At 63.9% G+C, this 16,331-nt stretch carries 15 protein-coding genes and 1 tRNA gene; 7 read left to right on the top strand and 9 right to left on the bottom strand.

Going from position 1 to position 16,331, the window contains the following annotated elements; translation table 11 throughout:
- Positions 1-296: 296 nt before the first annotated feature.
- Positions 297-2,969 carry a PAS domain S-box protein gene (locus Q8N40_RS07915; protein WP_305711427.1) on the top strand — a complete coding sequence of 891 codons (2,673 nt, stop codon included), beginning with the start codon at positions 297-299 and terminating at the stop codon, positions 2,967-2,969.
- A gap of 11 nt (positions 2,970-2,980) precedes the next feature.
- On the opposite strand, the gene Q8N40_RS07910 is transcribed toward Q8N40_RS07915, so the two are convergent.
- The 3 genes from Q8N40_RS07910 to Q8N40_RS07900 form a co-directional block, all read right to left on the bottom strand.
- Positions 2,981-4,528 (bottom strand): caspase family protein, encoded by a 1,548-nt coding sequence (locus tag Q8N40_RS07910; RefSeq protein ID WP_305322187.1) that lies wholly within the window; start codon positions 4,526-4,528, stop codon positions 2,981-2,983.
- Between the two features lie 130 nt (positions 4,529-4,658).
- On the bottom strand, positions 4,659-5,006 hold the full coding sequence (locus Q8N40_RS07905) for a GrlR family regulatory protein (RefSeq protein WP_305322186.1): 348 nt from the start codon (positions 5,004-5,006) through the stop codon (positions 4,659-4,661).
- Between the two features lie 170 nt (positions 5,007-5,176).
- Positions 5,177-5,560 (bottom strand): VOC family protein, encoded by a 384-nt coding sequence (locus Q8N40_RS07900; RefSeq protein ID WP_305711426.1) that lies wholly within the window; start codon positions 5,558-5,560, stop codon positions 5,177-5,179.
- Between the two features lie 340 nt (positions 5,561-5,900).
- Between Q8N40_RS07900 and Q8N40_RS07895 the strand changes: the two genes are divergently transcribed.
- Together Q8N40_RS07895 and hflX are read left to right on the top strand one after the other, a co-directional pair.
- Entirely contained in the window at positions 5,901-6,302 is a 402-nt protein-coding gene (locus Q8N40_RS07895) for a hypothetical protein (RefSeq protein WP_371135638.1), read from the top strand.
- Positions 6,303-6,525: 223 nt separating this feature from the next.
- On the top strand, positions 6,526-7,884 hold the full coding sequence (gene hflX / locus Q8N40_RS07890; protein WP_305711424.1) for a GTPase HflX: 1,359 nt from the start codon (positions 6,526-6,528) through the stop codon (positions 7,882-7,884).
- Positions 7,885-7,942: 58 nt separating this feature from the next.
- On the opposite strand, the gene Q8N40_RS07885 is transcribed toward hflX, so the two are convergent.
- Positions 7,943-8,019 (bottom strand) — tRNA-Arg (locus tag Q8N40_RS07885).
- Positions 8,020-8,345: 326 nt separating this feature from the next.
- On the opposite strand from Q8N40_RS07885, the gene Q8N40_RS07880 reads away from it, so the two are divergent.
- Complete coding sequence (locus Q8N40_RS07880) at positions 8,346-8,795, top strand: hypothetical protein (protein WP_305711423.1); 450 nt, start codon at positions 8,346-8,348, stop codon at positions 8,793-8,795.
- A gap of 5 nt (positions 8,796-8,800) precedes the next feature.
- Here Q8N40_RS07880 and Q8N40_RS07875 read toward each other — a convergent pair whose 3' ends face one another.
- Positions 8,801-9,709, bottom strand: coding sequence for a PhzF family phenazine biosynthesis protein (locus Q8N40_RS07875; RefSeq protein WP_305711422.1), 909 nt, complete (start codon positions 9,707-9,709; stop codon positions 8,801-8,803).
- Positions 9,710-9,718: 9 nt separating this feature from the next.
- Complete coding sequence (locus tag Q8N40_RS07870; RefSeq protein WP_305322181.1) at positions 9,719-10,846, bottom strand: S-(hydroxymethyl)glutathione dehydrogenase/class III alcohol dehydrogenase; 1,128 nt, start codon at positions 10,844-10,846, stop codon at positions 9,719-9,721.
- A 96-nt stretch (positions 10,847-10,942) separates the two neighbouring features.
- Between Q8N40_RS07870 and Q8N40_RS07865 the strand changes: the two genes are divergently transcribed.
- Positions 10,943-11,821: a DMT family transporter gene (locus Q8N40_RS07865; RefSeq protein ID WP_305711421.1), complete on the top strand. Its 879-nt coding sequence runs from the start codon at positions 10,943-10,945 to the stop codon at positions 11,819-11,821.
- Positions 11,822-11,893: 72 nt separating this feature from the next.
- Here Q8N40_RS07865 and Q8N40_RS07860 read toward each other — a convergent pair whose 3' ends face one another.
- Together Q8N40_RS07860 and Q8N40_RS07855 are read right to left on the bottom strand one after the other, a co-directional pair.
- A complete protein-coding gene (locus Q8N40_RS07860) occupies positions 11,894-12,247 on the bottom strand; it encodes a histone (RefSeq protein WP_305711420.1) in 354 nt (117 codons plus the stop codon).
- Positions 12,240-13,694, bottom strand: a complete 1,455-nt coding sequence (locus Q8N40_RS07855; RefSeq protein ID WP_305322178.1) for a deoxyribodipyrimidine photo-lyase — start codon at positions 13,692-13,694, stop codon at positions 12,240-12,242. Before Q8N40_RS07855 ends, Q8N40_RS07860 begins: the two co-directional genes overlap by 8 nt.
- Positions 13,695-13,807: 113 nt before the next feature.
- On the opposite strand from Q8N40_RS07855, the gene Q8N40_RS07850 reads away from it, so the two are divergent.
- Positions 13,808-14,209 (top strand): DUF2177 family protein, encoded by a 402-nt coding sequence (locus tag Q8N40_RS07850; RefSeq protein ID WP_305322177.1) that lies wholly within the window; start codon positions 13,808-13,810, stop codon positions 14,207-14,209.
- 53 nt (positions 14,210-14,262) lie between these two features.
- Here the strand turns inward: Q8N40_RS07850 and Q8N40_RS07845 are convergent, their stop codons facing one another.
- Entirely contained in the window at positions 14,263-14,922 is a 660-nt protein-coding gene (locus tag Q8N40_RS07845; protein WP_305711419.1) for a peroxiredoxin, read from the bottom strand.
- 375 nt (positions 14,923-15,297) lie between these two features.
- On the opposite strand from Q8N40_RS07845, the gene Q8N40_RS07840 reads away from it, so the two are divergent.
- A complete protein-coding gene (locus tag Q8N40_RS07840; protein WP_305711418.1) occupies positions 15,298-15,879 on the top strand; it encodes a hypothetical protein in 582 nt (193 codons plus the stop codon).
- The last annotated feature ends 452 nt before the right edge of the window (positions 15,880-16,331 follow it).

The following is a 16,331-nucleotide window of genomic DNA, read 5'->3' as shown; positions in this document are numbered from 1 at the left end:
TCACGTATAAGCCGTAAACCATTGCGCGGGGAGTGCCGGGTGATTCCGGTGTGACCTGACAACACGTGTGCGTTCTACCCACTACCGTTGCACACGTGGCTATCGGGCGCATCGGGCGCCCGGCATTCCCCGCGCCCTCTGGTTGGAGAGGGCGGGAAATTTCCAGCAAACCTCGGGCGAAACGCGCCGCGAGATCGCAAAACCGCGTTTGCGGGGTTTCCGACGGCTTCGAGCGTGTTCCCCTCGGCACCTAATACGTCGTATATTGCGGTCGATTGGAGCCGGTCCGGACAACCATGCCTGCTGAAGCGCCGCAAAAGACAAGGTCGTTCTCGCTCTCGATCGGTCAACTGACATTCGGCAGCTTTCTGCTGGTGCTGGCGGCTATCGCGACCACCAGCATCGCCAGCGTCGTCTCCATCCGCCAGATCGACGTGACGTTTGCCGAACTGCAGCGGCTGCGCAGTGTAGGTGACCTGGCCGAGGACATCGACCGCCGGATGAACGAATTGCGGCTTGCGGCCCGCGACTTCGTGACCGATCCGGGCAACCAGTCGACCGAGGTCGGGGACGCCGCCGCGGCACTGGGCGAACTCCTGAAGAAGACCCGGCTGGAACTCGCGCCCGAGCAGCAGGACATGATCGACGGCGTCACCGTGCGGCTGTCGACCTATCGCAACGGAATCGAGCGGATTTCGTCGCTGATCAACCGCCGCGCCGAGCTGATCATCGGCTTGCCGCCGCTGCGTGAACGGTTCGACGCCGCCATCGCGGAAACGCCCGATCCGGTGATCTCCTCGACGTTATTCCAGGCCCAGAGCCGCATCGCGTCGGCCTTGCTGGCGCGCAATCCGTCCAACGCCGAACAGGCCGCGCAAGGCATGCGGGCACTGACGATTTCGGATCCGAAGCTTCGCGCCGCCGTCGACAACTACGCCGAGGCGATCGTCGCGCTGTCGATCCGCGAACGCCAGATCGCGGATATCGACAGGGAAGTGCTCGGCACCGAGGGTCGCCTGATCCAGCGCGTCACCGAACTCCTGCGCGAGGTCAGTGCCCGACGCAGCCATGTATTGTCCCGCGATCTCGCGAGAACGCTGGCCAGGGACAAATGGCAGAGCATCGTGCTCGGCACCGCCGGCGTCCTGATCGGGCTGTGGGCGGCGTGGTTCGTGGTGCGTCGGACGGTCCGTCCGCTGGCCGCGATCGGGACGTCGATCCGCGCGCTGGCCGGAGGCAAGAAGGACACCTCGATACCTGCCACCGATGTGAGCAACGAAATCGGCGACATTGCGCGCGCCGCCGAGGTATTCCGCCGCACCCTGGTCGAGGCTGATGCGGCGCGCGAAGCGGCGGTGCACGCGCTGGCGGAGCGGCGGCTGGCCGAAGAAAGCTATCGCAAGCTGTTCGAAGGTTCGGTCGACGGCATTTACGTGACGACGCCGGCCGGTGCGCTTCTCAACGCCAACCCGGCGCTGGCGCGGATGATTGGTTACGAAACGCCGCAGGAGCTGATGAACGGCATCAGTGACATCGCCGATCAGATCTATGTCGATCCGCAGGCGCGCGCCGAATATCAGAGGCTAATGCAGCGCGACGGCATGGTTCGCGAATTCGAGTATCAGGTTCGCGCCCGCGACGGCCGGATACTCTGGCTCTCCGACAGCGCCACCGTGGCCCGCGGCGAGGCTGGCGAGGTGGTGCGCTATGAGGGGACGGTGCGCGATATCACCGACCAGAAACGCGCCGAGGACGCCATCGCCGAAGGCCGGCGCCTGCTGCAGCAGGTCATCGACACCGTGCCCGCCGTCATCAACGTCAAGGACAAGGAACTGCGCTATGTCCTGATGAACCGCTACATGGCCGGCATCTTCGGCGTCGAGCCCTCGGATGCGATCGGCCGCACCACCACCGATCTGATGTCGCGCTACGGCGCGGAGAAAACCGACGAGAACGACAAGCGGGTGCTGGAGGCGGGCAGGGAGCTCGGTTTCTACGAGGAGGAATACAAGGATTCCTCCGGCAACATGCGGCAATGGCTGGTGAACAAGCTGCCGCTGCTGAACGCCGAGGGCGACATCGAGAACATCGTCACCGTCGCGCTCGACATCGGCGAGCGCAAGCGCGGGGAGCTGGAGATGCGCAAGGCCAAGGATGCCGCGGAAGCTGCGCTGCGAAATTTGCGCGAGACCCAGAATTCGCTGATCGAGGCGGAAAAACTCGCCGCGCTCGGGCGACTGGTGGCGGGCGTCGCCCATGAGGTCAACAACCCCGTCGGCATCAGCCTGACGGTCGCCTCGTCGCTGGAGCGCAAGACCGCCTTGTTCTCCGCCGAGGTCGCGCGCGGCGATCTCAGGCGATCGAGCCTGACCGAATTCCTCGCGACCAGCCGCGACGCGTCCTCGCAGCTGGTGGCCAATCTCAATCGCGCCGCCGAACTGATCACCTCGTTCAAGCAGGTGGCCGCTGACCGCAATTACTCGGACCAGCGCACGTTCGATCTCGGCGATCTCACCGAACAGGTGGTGATGAGCCTGCGGCCGGGCCTGCGGAAGCATAATCTGACGCTGAACGTCGACTGCCAACCCAACCTCATCATGAACTCCTATCCGGGGCCGTATGGCCAGGTGCTCACCAATCTGTTTCTCAATTCGGTGGCGCACGCCTTTCCGGACGGCAAGACCGGCGCGGTCGATATCCAGGTGCGCGAGTCCGGCAAGGACAATGTCGAGATCCTGTTTTCCGACAATGGCTGCGGCATGAGCCTCGACGTCCGGCGCCGGGCGTTCGATCCGTTCTTCACCACCCGCCGCGACCAGGGCGGCACCGGGCTCGGCCTGCATATCGTCTATAGCATCGTGACCAACCGGCTCGGCGGACGGCTCGACCTCGATTCCGAACCCGGCGGCGGCACCAGGATCCAGATCATCCTGCCCCGGATCGCGCCACTGGAGCAGGCCGCGGAATAACTTCGTTGGCCTCACCGCATCATTTTGAAACCACCCGTCCGCGCCGGACCGGGCGATCCGCGGAACTGGGACGACGTCGCAAACTGCTGGTTGTTGCCGGTACTCGTGATACCTGCAGGTCTGCGATGGACGCCGACCAGCGGAGAGGGTTTCGAAGTCCGCTGCTCAATTTGGGTCAGCTTGCCATCCAGCCTGGGAGCCGGCCGCTCGCCAATTTTACCAACGCTGCCGCCGGGCAGATTGACAATCTTGCCGGTGCCGGCGCCACCGTTCCCGAAAGCGGGTTTGGCGCCGGGAGACGGCAGGGTGACGATCTGGCCGCCACCCTGCGGCAAGCCTTGCATGCCGGGGCGGCCGAAATTGTCCTTTGCGATACCAAGGCCGCCTGTTTTGACCGAGGGCGTTGCGAGGATACGTGTCGGCTGCGACAGCGGAATGAGTTTGGGCTGCGCCGCCATCTTCAGGGCGCTTTGGGCATAGGGGCCATTCGAGAATTTTTCATAGAAAGATTTGTACGCGCCGGCGGAATTCGCCTTTACGGCCGTGTGCCAGGCCTTCGCCTGCAGGAGGTTGCCGAGCAAGATCCGGATGCGGTCGCTCATCGGATCGTGCGGGTAGATCCGGATGAATTCCTGATAATTCTCGACGGAATTTTCAGCGAGCACGTATTCATAGGCCTGGCGCGAGGAACGCGACGGCAGATCGCTAGCCGCATAGGCCATTTTCATCTGCGCCGGGGCTCGGGTCGCCGCAACGGCGGTGTCCCCGAAGAAATAGAAATCGCTGGTCAGCGACGAGCTTTCCCAGGGGGTCTGTTGCCCGTCGGTCGAACTGCCGACGTCGAGGCGAATGCGCTTGAACAGCTGCTCGATGGGAAGATTTTTCTCGTTCGCCAGCCGCAGGAACGCCGCGGTAAACGGACTGTGCGCGCCGGTGCCGTCCAGCGCTTCGGTGCCCGGTGCGGTCGAATAGGCCACGATCGAGCCCTTCGGCGCGTCGACGATGGCGAGGCCGCGGCCCGCGTCGTTGAGCGAGGGGAACGGATTGTTTCGGCAGGCATCGAGGATGACGATGCGCACCCGGCTCGGAATCGTCTCCAGCGTCGCCATCACGTCGACCAGCCGGAGCGAGCCGTTGACCAGGTCGGGCTCGGAAGAAACCTTGGCGTCGACCGGTACCAGATAGTTTTCGCCAGCCAGCTGCACGCCGTGGCCGGCATAATACACCATCGCCACCGAATTCGGGCCGCGCCCGGCGATCTTGCCGGAAAATTCCTGCACCGCCTGGATCATCTGGTTATGGCTGAGGTCGGTGGCGGAAATCACCTCGAAGCCGGCGGAGTTCAGCAACTGCGCGACCGCCCTGGTATCGTTGCCGGGATTGGCGAGCTGGACCGTGTTTTGATATTTCGAATTGCCGATCACCAGCGCGATGCGCTGCTCCGGGCCGGTGAGAGCGAGGGAGGTCCCTGGAGCGCTTTGGGCATGTGCGGCCCCCAGCAAGCCCGCCAGCAGACCGGCCGCGAGGGCGCCGATCCAAGTCCCTTTGAAAAGCTGCATGGCATTCTCCCACAGGAAATCTCGACGCGAGATCGACTGCGGAAAACCTAGGGGCCGGGGATGTCGACGTATGTGATGTCTATCACGGTCGGATTCCCGGGGGATCCGCCGCCGGAAAACCGGAATGGCTTCAGTCGACGTCGGCGAGCTTGTGCAGCGTGGCGCCGAAAATCTGGCTGGCCTTTCCGACCAGCGCCGTGCCGTTCATGATGCCCCTTGTATCGGTGAAGGTGCCGGAGACGCCGATGCCGACCGGATTGGGACCGCCGAACAGCGGACTGGCGTCGGGGCTGGAGGTATGACGCTGGACCAGGACTTCACCCTTGAAGGCGTCGTCCTTCACCGTGTAGCTGCCCGTGTAAAACAAATAGGCATCGCCGCCGTGGATCTGGCCATCCCGGAACATGATCACGCCGCTGCCCTTGCCCGAGCGGCCGTCCTGCAGGCTGACGTGGATCGAATACAGACCGTTCTTCATGATTCCCCGGGGCCGACCTCCGTTGCCCCCGGAAGCCGGCAGTTTCGTTATGCCAAAGCAAGGCAGGCAGCGTCAACGCGCGGCCCGACCGATGCCCGCGACGATCCCTCGCTTCCTGCCAGATTTTGTGCCGCCAGGACGAACCAGGACCGCGTTCGTGCGGCACATCTCTAGCTGTATTTCGGGTCGCGCTCCAAAAGCTCGATCGAGATGCCCTGCGGCCCGCGGATGAAGCAAATGCGGACGCCCGGCCGGAGCGTCATCGGCTCCCTGGTGAATTCGACACCCTTGGCCTTGATCTCGGCGGCCACCGCATCGATGTCCTTCACCGCCAGCCCGAAATGGTCGAGCCCCTGATAGGGCGTCACCGGTGGGGGGTGGACGCCATCACCCGCCGTCACCGGTGCGATGAATATGTTGGCGCCGCCGAGCTTGACGTCGATTCGCCCGGGGCCGCGGACGATCTCGCCGCCGAGAATATCCTGGAGCCAGGCCGCGGTGGCCTCGGGATCAGGACTGCGCAAATGGACATGATCCCAGGTGACGATCGGCATCGTTGCTCCCCCTTGTTTATTCACGCCGTCCGGCCGGCGCGGTGCGTTGGCCGCGGCATGAGGCGGCGCCGTCATTTTTAGCGGCCGCATGCCGGCAACGCCATCCCCGCGGGCCCTGACCGGAGCCGGTGGCGGTAGACCGCACAATTGCCGTGCGGCGCGGCCAGCTCCCGTTCACGAATAGTTAACCGTGGACGAAAAATGAACCGCGCGGTCGAACCGTGCGGGCGGGCCAGGAACTAATTACATGATTGCCAGTTGAGCGAATGATCCGTGCCGCCCGCGCGGATGGAGCGGGACCGAAATGCCGATAGCGCGATATTTCATCTTTGTCGGCGGAGTGTTGCTCGCGCTGCTGTTCGGGGTGGATGCCTTCGCTCCGAACGAGCCGGTGGCGAGTTCCATCGCCGCGGTCGCCGCGCCACAGACGAATCCGACCCTCAGGATCCGCTCCGAGCGGAAATGGCCGGAGGCCGTCGTATACGATACCAGCCTTCCCACCATCGTTCCTCCGAAGGTCGAAATTGCTGCTGCTGCCGTCGTTCCGGCGCCGGTTGCGGAAATGCCGGCGGCGGCGCGCGAGTCATTTGCGCAGTTCAGGCCCGCCGACGATCCGAAGCCCGAGGCCAGGCCGGTTCCGAAGCGCAAGGTTGCCAAGGTTCGGGCGACTAAGCCGACCCAGCCGATGATGCGTGTTGCACAGCAGCCCAATTTCGGCTTTTTCGGCAGCAATATCTGGTGAGCCCTCAGCTCGTGATTGTGCCTAGCACAGGGCCCTGATGCATCGCGACGAGCCGTGGCTGCTCCAATGGCTGTGCAGGCTATTGCGGATCAATCTCAGACATGGGCAAGACATCGGGGTCGGCGGCCGCGCCGGGGATTCGCGTATTCCGCCCAGTCGCCGCCTGCACGGAACATAGCCAAGTGGCAAGAACGGGGAGTGCGCCGGTGCCGGCGCCCGCATCATGGAAACCAAACCGCCCGTTCCGCGCGCCATCCTGGTCGGCGTCCAGCTCCCGGATGTCGATGACGTCATGCATGCCGCGAGCCTTGGAGAACTTGGCCGCCTGGTGAAGACGCTCGGTTACGAGGTTGTCGGCACGGTGTCGCAAAAGCGCGGCGAAATCGCCGGCGGCACCGTGCTCGGCAAGGGGCGGCTTGAGGAACTTGCGGCGATGACCGGCGGAACGGGGGTCGTCGAATCGATGGCGCCGGCCCGCAAGTCCAAGGCCCGCGAGCGTTTTGATGACACCGGCAGCACGAAGCCCGGTGCATCGCAGGCCGAATCTGAACCGCAGCTGTCGCGGCCGCCGGAGTTCGTGATCGTCGATCACGAGATCTCGCCAAGCCAGGCCCGCAACCTCGAGCGTGCCACCGGCGCCCAGGTGCTCGACCGCACCGGGGTGATCGTCGAGATCTTCCATCGCCATGCGCATAGCCGCGAGGCGAAGCTGCAGGTCGAGATCGCGCGGCTGAAATACGTCTCGCCTCGCTTGCGGGAATCGTCGGGCGGCGGCGGACGGCAGCAGGGGCCCGGCGCCGGCGAGTCCGATCTCGAAGTCGATCGCCGCAAGGTCCGCGACCGCCTCGCGGAGCTGAAAGAACAACTGGAGAGTATCCAGCGCGACAGCGACGAGCGCCGTTCCGCGCGCCGCGACCAGCTTCGCGTTGCGCTGGTCGGCTACACCAATGCAGGCAAGTCGTCGCTGATGCGCGTGCTGACCGGCAGCGAAGTGCTGGTCGAGGACAAGCTGTTCGCGACGCTGGACACTACGGTGCGCGCACTGCAGCCGGAGAACAGGCCGCGCGTGCTGGTCTCGGACACGGTCGGCTTCATCAAGAAGCTGCCGCACGATCTCGTGGCCTCGTTCCGCTCGACGCTGGCCGAAGCGCTGGAAGCGTCGTTGCTGCTGTTCGTCGTCGATGCTTCCGATCCTACTTACGAATCACAGCTCGAGGTGAGCCGCAACGTGCTCAAGGAGATCGGCGCGGACACCGTTCCGTCGCGCCTGCTGCTGAACAAGATCGACCGCGTCAGCGAGGAAGATCGCGCTGCGCTACGCGAAAAACATCCCGACGCGATCCTGCTTTCGGCGACGTCGGCGCCGGACGTGGCCGCGCTGCGTGAGGCCATCATCGCATTTTTCGAGGCGTCGATGGTGGAGGACGAGTTGATGCTGCCCTATGCGAAGCAGGGACTGCTCAGCGATGTCTACGAGAACGCCCGCGTACTCTCAGAGGATTATGACGCCAGCGGCCGGGTCATGAGGGTTCGCGGCCTGCCGGCCGCAATCGCGCGCCTGCGGCGAACGCTGGCGGGTTAGGGGAGGCGGTCGGGGGCGGTTGCCCTGGAAGGCGTTGGCCGGGAAATCATCGCAGGAATGGCGCGCTCGGAGAGATTCGAACTCCCGACCCTCGGAATCGAAATCCGATGCTCTATCCAGCTGAGCTACGAGCGCGTGCGTGGGCTCGAATACCAGACTTGTCCTGACAGGGCCAGCAGGCCGCGGATGGACCCGCCTGAGGCCCATGCCCGGGGAGCGGTGGTCTCTGCCCGGTCCAGAAAGGGGGTGAAAGCGGGCTAATCGGACTTGGGCCGGCCAGCCGGGGTCCTGATCGGCGCCCAGGCCCCCGAAACCGGGGAAATGGTCCGCGGACGCCCATTTTTCGCCCCATCGGGATGATTAACGAAATCCCAACACACTAACGCCAGAGTCCTGCCCTCTGGTTCCGTGACGGAACGGATTTCCCGGGTCCCGACAGGCTTTACGCGTACGATCGATCCATGCGCATCACACTTCTGCCCTTGCTGTTGCTCTCGCTGCTGGCCGCGTCGCCGGCGCGCGCCGATCTGCGGATTACACGGGATCATGGGGGCTATGTCACCGAGTACAAGGCGAAGTATGAGCGCATCCGCGACCGCAAGGAGCGCGTCATCATCGACGGCATCTGCAACTCGGCCTGCACCATGGTGTTCGGCATCGTGCCGATGAACAAGGTCTGCGTGACGCCGCGCGCCAGCCTCGGCTTCCACCAGGCCTATTACGACAAAGCGTTCACCTTCGGCATCAAGGTCACCAGTTCGGAAGGGACATCGGACCTGATGTCCTATTACCCGCGGCCGGTGAAGGACTGGATCAGTCGCAATGGCGGGCTGACCAACGAGATGAAGAAGATCAAGAACGGTACGGACATGTGGAAGATCGTCGACCCCTGTCCGGAAGAGTTTTTCTGATCCGCTCAGGCCAGATTGATCGTCCCTGACATGACCGGCACGCAGCGGCCACCGATATAGGTCGCGGTCACCGTGCCGTTTTTCTTGTCAGCCTCCGCCTTCAGGACGCTCGGCCGTCCCATCTCCACGCCTTGCGCGATCGTCTTCGACAGGGAAAGGTTCGCTTCCGGGCGCAGGTGGGCGAGCAGGCCGATCAGCGCGACGTTGGCGGCGCCGGTTGCCGGGTCCTCGGGAATGTTGAGGTGTGGCGCGAACATCCGGGCCCGGATATCGATATCGCCCTCATGAACCTGGGTGTAGAGCATGATGCTGACGGCGGGCTGTTTGCTGACTTCCAGCCGGAACACATCGCCATTCGGGCTTGCCCCGATCAGCGCGGTGCGGCTCTTCAGTTCGGCCAGAATGAACGGGGCGCCGCAGGACGCGATGCGCGGGTGGTGATGGATAGTCTCGATCTCGGCCAGCGAAATTCCGCAAGCCGATGCCACCAGCTCGCCCGCAATTTCCGCACCCACCGAGAGCGGTTGCGGAGAGGCGATCTTCGAACCCACCACGATCGCGCCCTCCCGCAGGATCTGGATCGGAACCAGTCCGGCTTTTTCCTCGAAGACAACGTGGTCGCCGCTCACGGGCCGGCCGTAACTGGAGCCCGCGCGGGCCAACACGAATGCGGTGCCGACATTGGGATGGCCGGCGAACGGCAGTTCACTGCGCGGGGTGAAGATCCGCACTTCCGCCGTATGCGCGGCGTCCCTCGGCGGCAACACGAAGGTCGTCTCCGCCAGATTGAACTCGGCGGCGATGGCCTGCATCTGCCCGGCCGAAAGTCCCTCGGCGTTCAGGACGACGGCCAGCGGATTGCCGACGAATTGCGTGCCGGTGAACACATCGACAGTCTGAAATCGCAAGCGCATCGTACCTTCCTAGAACGTGACCACGCCGCGGATCGATTCGCCGCGCTTCATCAGTTCGAACGCGGTGTTGATCTCGGCAAGCGGCATCACATGGGTGATCATCGGATCGATCTCGATCTTGCCCTGCATGTACCAGTCGACGATCTTCGGCACGTCGGTGCGGCCGCGCGCGCCGCCGAAGGCGGTGCCTTTCCAGACCCGGCCGGTCACCAGCTGGAACGGGCGGGTTGAAATCTCGGCGCCAGAAGGTGCCACGCCAATCACGATCGACTGGCCCCAGCCGCGATGGCAGGCTTCCAGAGCCTGCCGCATCACCGTGACGTTGCCGGTACAATCGAAGGTGTAATCGGCGCCGCCAATCTGGTCGGCGCCGGATTTGGTCATGTCGACGAGGTGAGGGACGAGGTCCTTGCCGAGATCCTTGGGATTGACGAAGTGGGTCATGCCAAAACGCTCACCCCAGGCCTTGCGGTCGTTGTTGATGTCGACGCCGATGATCATGTCGGCGCCGGCCAGCCGCAGGCCCTGCAGCACATTGAGCCCGATGCCGCCGAGCCCGAACACGATCGCCTTGGCGCCTTGTTCGACCTTCGCGGTGTTGATGACCGCGCCGATGCCGGTGGTGACGCCGCAGCCGATGTAGCAGACCTTGTCGAACGGTGCGTCCTCGCGGATTTTCGCCACCGCGATTTCCGGCAGCACCGTGAAATTGGCGAAGGTGGATGTGCCCATATAGTGATGGATCGGCTTGCCGCCGATCGAGAACCGCGAGGTGCCGTCGGGCATCAGGCCCTGGCCCTGGGTGGCGCGGATCGCGGTGCAGAGATTGGTCTTGCGCGACAGACAGGACGGGCACTGCCGGCATTCCGGCGTATACAGTGGAATGACGTGGTCGCCTTTCTTCACGCTGGTGACGCCTCGGCCGATATCGACCACGACGCCGGCGCCCTCATGACCGAGAATAGCCGGGAATAATCCCTCGGGATCGGCACCGGACAGCGTGAACTCGTCGGTGTGGCAGACCCCGGTGGCCTTGATCTCGACCAGCACTTCGCCGTCGCGCGGGCCTTCGAGCTGCACAGTGGTGATTTCCAGCGGCTTGCCGGCAGCGACAGCGACGGCGGCACGAACATCCATGGTATTCCCCATTTCTTCGATCTGCGTTTTCCCGCGAGCGGGCCCGCGGGATTTTCGATTGCCGGATAGCATATGTTCAGGCAATCAGGCCTGCAAATGAACAGGGACTTCGAAAATTTGGCCGCGCGCGCGGCGCCAGCGATTTTTGTCGTTCTCTGGAGCACCGGCTTTATCGCCACCAAATACGTCCTGCACAATGCCGAACCGCTGACCTACCTTGCAATCCGGATGGCGCTGGTGGTGGCGCTGATGGCGATCATCGTCGCGATTGCCCGCCCGGTATGGCCCAACCGCTCGGAGATCGGCCATAGCATCATCGCCGGCATTCTGGTGCATGGGTTCTATCTCGGCGGCACGGCGGTGGCGATTTCGCTTTCGATTCCGGCAGGGCTCTCGGCGCTGATTCCGGGGCTGCAGCCGATCCTGACATCGACCCTGGCGAACCGCTGGCTCGGCGAACGCGTCACGCCGCTGCAATGGACCGGGTTGCTGCTCGGGCTCGCGGGCGTGGTGCTGATCCTGCGCGATCGTCCGATGGGCGGGCAGGCGGGTTGGGGGTGGCTGGCCTCGGGCGTGTCGCTGGTCAGCATTACCCTGGGCACGCTGTACCAGCGGCGCTATTGCAACCGCATCGACTGGCGTTCCGGCAATCTGGTGCAGTACGTCGCGGTCACGGTGTTGTTCGGCGCAGCGGCGTGGCTGTTCGAGAGCAATGTGGTGCACTGGACCCGGGAGTTCGTGCTGTCGCTGGTCTGGCTCGCGGTGGTGCTGTCGATCGGGTCGATCGGGCTGTTGTACTGGTTGATCCGGCGCCAGGCGGCGACCTCGGTGGCGAGCCTGTTCTATCTGGTGCCGGCGGTGACCGCCGTCATGGCCTATGTTCTGTTCGACGAGCGGCTCGATACCATCGCCATGACAGGCATGGTGGCCTGCGCCGCCGCAGTGTTCCTGGTCAACCGGCGTGCGCCGGCCTGACGGGCGTTTGCTTCAAGAACAAACGCCTCCGGGTTTGCACCCGAAGGCCTGTCAACGCGATGCCGGTGGCAATCAGCGCTTCGACTTTTTGGCTTTCTTTTTCTTCCTGGCGGCTTTCTTCGCGGTTTTCTTGACGGCCTTCTTGGCCGACTTTTTCGCCGCGGATTTCTTGCCAGATTTCTTGCCGGCCTTTTTGGCCTTCTTCTTCGGCGCCGCCTTGGTCACCGCTTTCCTGGCGGTATTCCTGACCTTCTTCACCACCGTCTTGGCGGCTTCCGCAGTTGCTGTTGCGGCACCGCTCACCGCATCCGTCACTTGTTCGAGAACCGGTTTATCATCGTCCATGTGGTCCCCCAGTGTTGTCGAAGCCGTAACGATAGCCGGTTTCTCATATGTGTAAAGCCGACGCAGCGACTGCTCAACCATTGCGGGTTTTCGCATAGGCTTCGAGCGCGCGTTCGCGTCCTCGTCGGTGATCGACAATCGGCTGCGGATAGGTCGTGCCGAGTTCGACACCCGCGGCCTTGAGTTCGAGCGGCGAGGCACTCCATGGCTGGTGGATCAGGCCCGTTGGCAGTTGCCCGAGTTCAGGCACCCAGCGCCGGACATAGGCGCCATCGGGATCAAATTTTTCGCCCTGCAGGATCGGATTGAAGACGCGAAAATAGGGCGCGGCATCGGCGCCGGAGCCGGCCACCCATTGCCAGTTGGCGGGATTGCTGCCTGCGTCGGCGTCCACCAGCGTGTTCCAGAACCACTTTTCGCCCTCGCGCCAGTCGATCAGGAGATGCTTGACCAGGAACGACGCCACCACCATCCGCACCCGGTTGTGCATGGTGCCGGTGTGCCAGAGCTGGCGCATCCCGGCATCGACCACGGGGTAGCCGGTCTGGCCGCGCTGCCACGCGGCCAGCGCCTTGTCGTCGCGCCTCCAGGCAAACGCGTCGAAGGAGGGTTGCAGGTTGCGATCTGCAAGGTCGGATACGTCGAACAGCAGATGCCGGCAGAATTCGCGCCAGCCCACCTCGCTCAGGAACTTGTCGATATCGCCGGCAAGGGCAGGCCGCGCGGCCGCGGCGAAGCGCGCGGCGTGCCAGACCTGCCGCGGGCTGATCTCGCCAAAACGCAAATGCGGCGACAGCCCGGAGGTGCCGTCGCGATCGGGCCGGTCGCGCTGGACGGAATAGCCGGACACTCCGGTTTCCAGAAAGGCGTTGAGCCGGGCCTGCGCCGAACGCTCGCCCGGCTCCCAGGTCTCGCGCAGCCCGCCCGCCCAGTCGGGCTGCGACGGTTCCAGCCGCCAGGTCTCAAGCCTGTCGGTCGCGACATCAGGTGCCCGGCCGAGCTTGGCGGGTGCGGGCAATGGCTTGGGCGGATCGCCTGATGCCTGCACCCGCCGCCAGAACGGCGTGAAGACCCGCAACCCCCGTCCGTCCTTGGTGCGGATCGAAGGTGGGGCCGCCAGCAGGTCGCCGGGAAAGCTTTGCGCGGCAACGCCAATCGCCTGCAGGCTTGCTGCGACCCGTTCGGCGGCGGCCAAATGCGGCGCCTGCGCGATCTCATTCCAGAACACTGCCGCTGCACCGGTCTCCCGCGCCAGGGCGGCGATCACCTTTGCCGCTGGTCCCCGCCGCAGCACCAGCCGTGAGCCGAGCGCGTTCAGGTCTGCCTGCAGGGCCCGCAGCGACTGGGCCAGCCACCAGCGCGCCGCGCCACCGAGTGGGCGCAGCTGGGCGTTGCTGGTGTCGTCGAGGACGTAGAGACAAATCACCGGCGCGCCGCTCTGCGAAGCGGCATGCAGGGCAGGATGGTCGGAGAGGCGCAGATCGTCGCGAAACCAGACGATGTGGAGGGAAGCGGATTTGCCGGCCATCATGCGTTCAACGAGGAGGGCGCGATTTGGGTCCGCGCGCAGGTGGTTTGCAACTTTATCGGTCCAGATACGTATTACAAATCAGGATGCGCAAGGAGCGCTGGAGGTTGCCTGTGAACCGTTATACCGCGCTTTATCTGGCGACCCTGCTCGTCATGGTCCCGCTCGATTTCCTGTTTCTTGGCATTCTCGCCAAGGACTTCTTCACCTCGCAAGTCGGCGACATGCTGGGCGAGATCAGGCTTGCGCCCGCGATCCTGTTCTACCTGCTTTATCCCGTGGGAATTCTGATTTTCGTCAGCGCTACGGTCGGCGCCAGCTGGCAGTCGACATTGCTCTATGGCGCGCTGTTCGGCTTCTTCTGCTACGCGACCTTCGAACTGACTTCATTATCGCTGCTCAAGCACTGGACCTGGCCGGTCGTCATTGTTGACGTGGCATGGGGTTCGTTCGTTACGGCGGTGGCCGCGACATCAGGCTTGCTGATTGCCAACCGACTCGCGCCGCCCCATTAAATCAGAAAGGGGAGGCGCGACGCATCCCCTTTTCGCTGGCTGGTCCGTCGCCGTCATTTCGGTTGCGGCACGATCCGGATATACGGCTTCGGCGATTTCCAGCCCTGCGGATAGATCGTCCTGGCCTCGTCGTCGGTGACGGAGCCGGCGATGATGACGTCCTCGCCCTGTTTCCAGTCGGCCGGCGTCGCGACGCGATGCCTGGCGGTCATCTGCAGCGAATCGATCACGCGCAGGATCTCCTGGAAATTGCGTCCGGTCGTCATCGGATAGACCATCACCAGTTTTATCTTCTTGTCCGGCCCGATGACGAAGACGTTGCGGACCGTCTGGTTGTCGGCGGCGGTGCGCGTCGCGGGATCGCCCGAGGTGGAGGCCGGCAACATGTCGTAGAGTTTCGAGACGTTGAAATCGGTATCGCCGATCATCGGGTAGTTCGGCGCGGTGCCCTGGGTATCGCGGATGTCCTCCGACCATTTCGCGTGCTTGTCGACGGGATCGACGCTGAGCCCCATCAGCTTGACGCCGCGCTTGTCGAATTCCGGCTTCAGCCTGGCCAGTGTGCCGAGTTCGGTGGTGCAGACCGGGGTGAAATCCTTCGGGTGCGAAAACAGGAGCGCCCAGCTGTTGCCGATCCAGTCATGGAACTTGATATTTCCCTCGGTGGTTTCAGCTTCGAAATCCGGCGCGAACGCGCCAATCTGGAGAGCCATTTTAAGACCTCATGTCATTCAAGTTACACGTGAATTCGTCCTGGTAACTATAGTTGGTGGCGGGCCTTAAGTGAATGGGCATCGAGCAAAAGGGTCAATTCTTCTACGCGAGCGGGACTCCATGGAATCTCATGCGCTCCAAGCCGCTGCGGCGAAAAGGCCGCCGTGGCCGCACGGGTCCCTGCCGCCCCGATATTGCCGTTTATCGCGTCCATCACCCCCGGCCGGGTTGCGATCCCGCGAACCGTCACGGAGGTCACAGCGACTAATTGGCAACTGTCTAAAAGACTCAGGATCCCGGTCGCGATTCGTTAACCACTCGTTTACGCGCCCATGAAAAAGCTGAACCAGAACAAGAAAATGAGAAGTGTACCAATGTCTGCCTCTGCCGGAATACTTGCCGACCGTATCGGCACTCTCGAACCATCCAGAATTTCCTGCCGCGATACCGCCGCCATTGCCCTCACTGTCGTGCGCGATGGTGTGATCACCGGCGAGGGCCCCACCACCAGGGGCCGTGTTCATTTTTCCCGTGCGCTGGATGCCGATGACGCCGCCTGGTGCGCGCGCATCCTGACCGCGACCGCCGTCGAGCATCAGCCGGTCAGCCGCGCCGAAGCCGAAGCGCTGTTCGAGATCAACGATGCCGCCGCCGAGCGCAGCGACGAGGGCGTGTTCGACGACTTGCTGGCCAAGGCGGTCGTGCATCACGCCGCTTCCGCGTCCGGCCTTGCCGTGCCGCCGCGCACCGTCGCGCTGTCGCCGGACACGGCGATCGAAAGCTGGGCGCCGACCCAGGCCAGCGGCGTCGATATCGCCGTGCTGCAGTGGCTCGCCAGCCAGATGCGCGGCAAGCGCCGCAGCAACCGTACGCTGATGAGGATGGTCGCCACCATCGTCGGCGCCGCGGCGCTGCCGCTGGCGCAGTTGCCGAACGTGTTCGACATCGGGATGTAAGCGGCGAGCGCCGTTGCCATGGCTTTCGGATTTTGAGTTCTCTCATCGTCGTCCCCGCGAACGCGGGGACACATACGCCGTGCCCTGGAGTTGCGGTTGATGCTGGAAGGCTTGTTGAATCATTTCGCCATTGCATCAAGCTGCCGGGATTATGGGTCCCCGCGTTCGCCGGGACGACGTGAGAGGGTTTAAGTCTTCAGAAGCAAAACATGGTTTCGCGATCTCGCGGCGCGTTTCGCCCGAGGTTTGCTGGAAACTTGCCGCCCTCTCCAATTAGAGGGCGCGGGGAATGCCGGGCGCCCGATGCGCCCGATAGCCACGTGTGCAACGGTAGTGGGTAGAACGCACACGTGTTGTCAGGTCACACCGGAATCACCCGGCACTCCCCGCGCAATGGTTTACGGCTTATACGTGATCTCCCCGGCGAGCCCAGCTCTATTGCCACCGTCGCT

The organism is Bradyrhizobium sp. (genome assembly GCF_030693485.1).
GTDB lineage: Bacteria > Pseudomonadota > Alphaproteobacteria > Rhizobiales > Xanthobacteraceae > Bradyrhizobium.
This window is presented reverse-complemented; position numbering and strand designations above follow the sequence as displayed.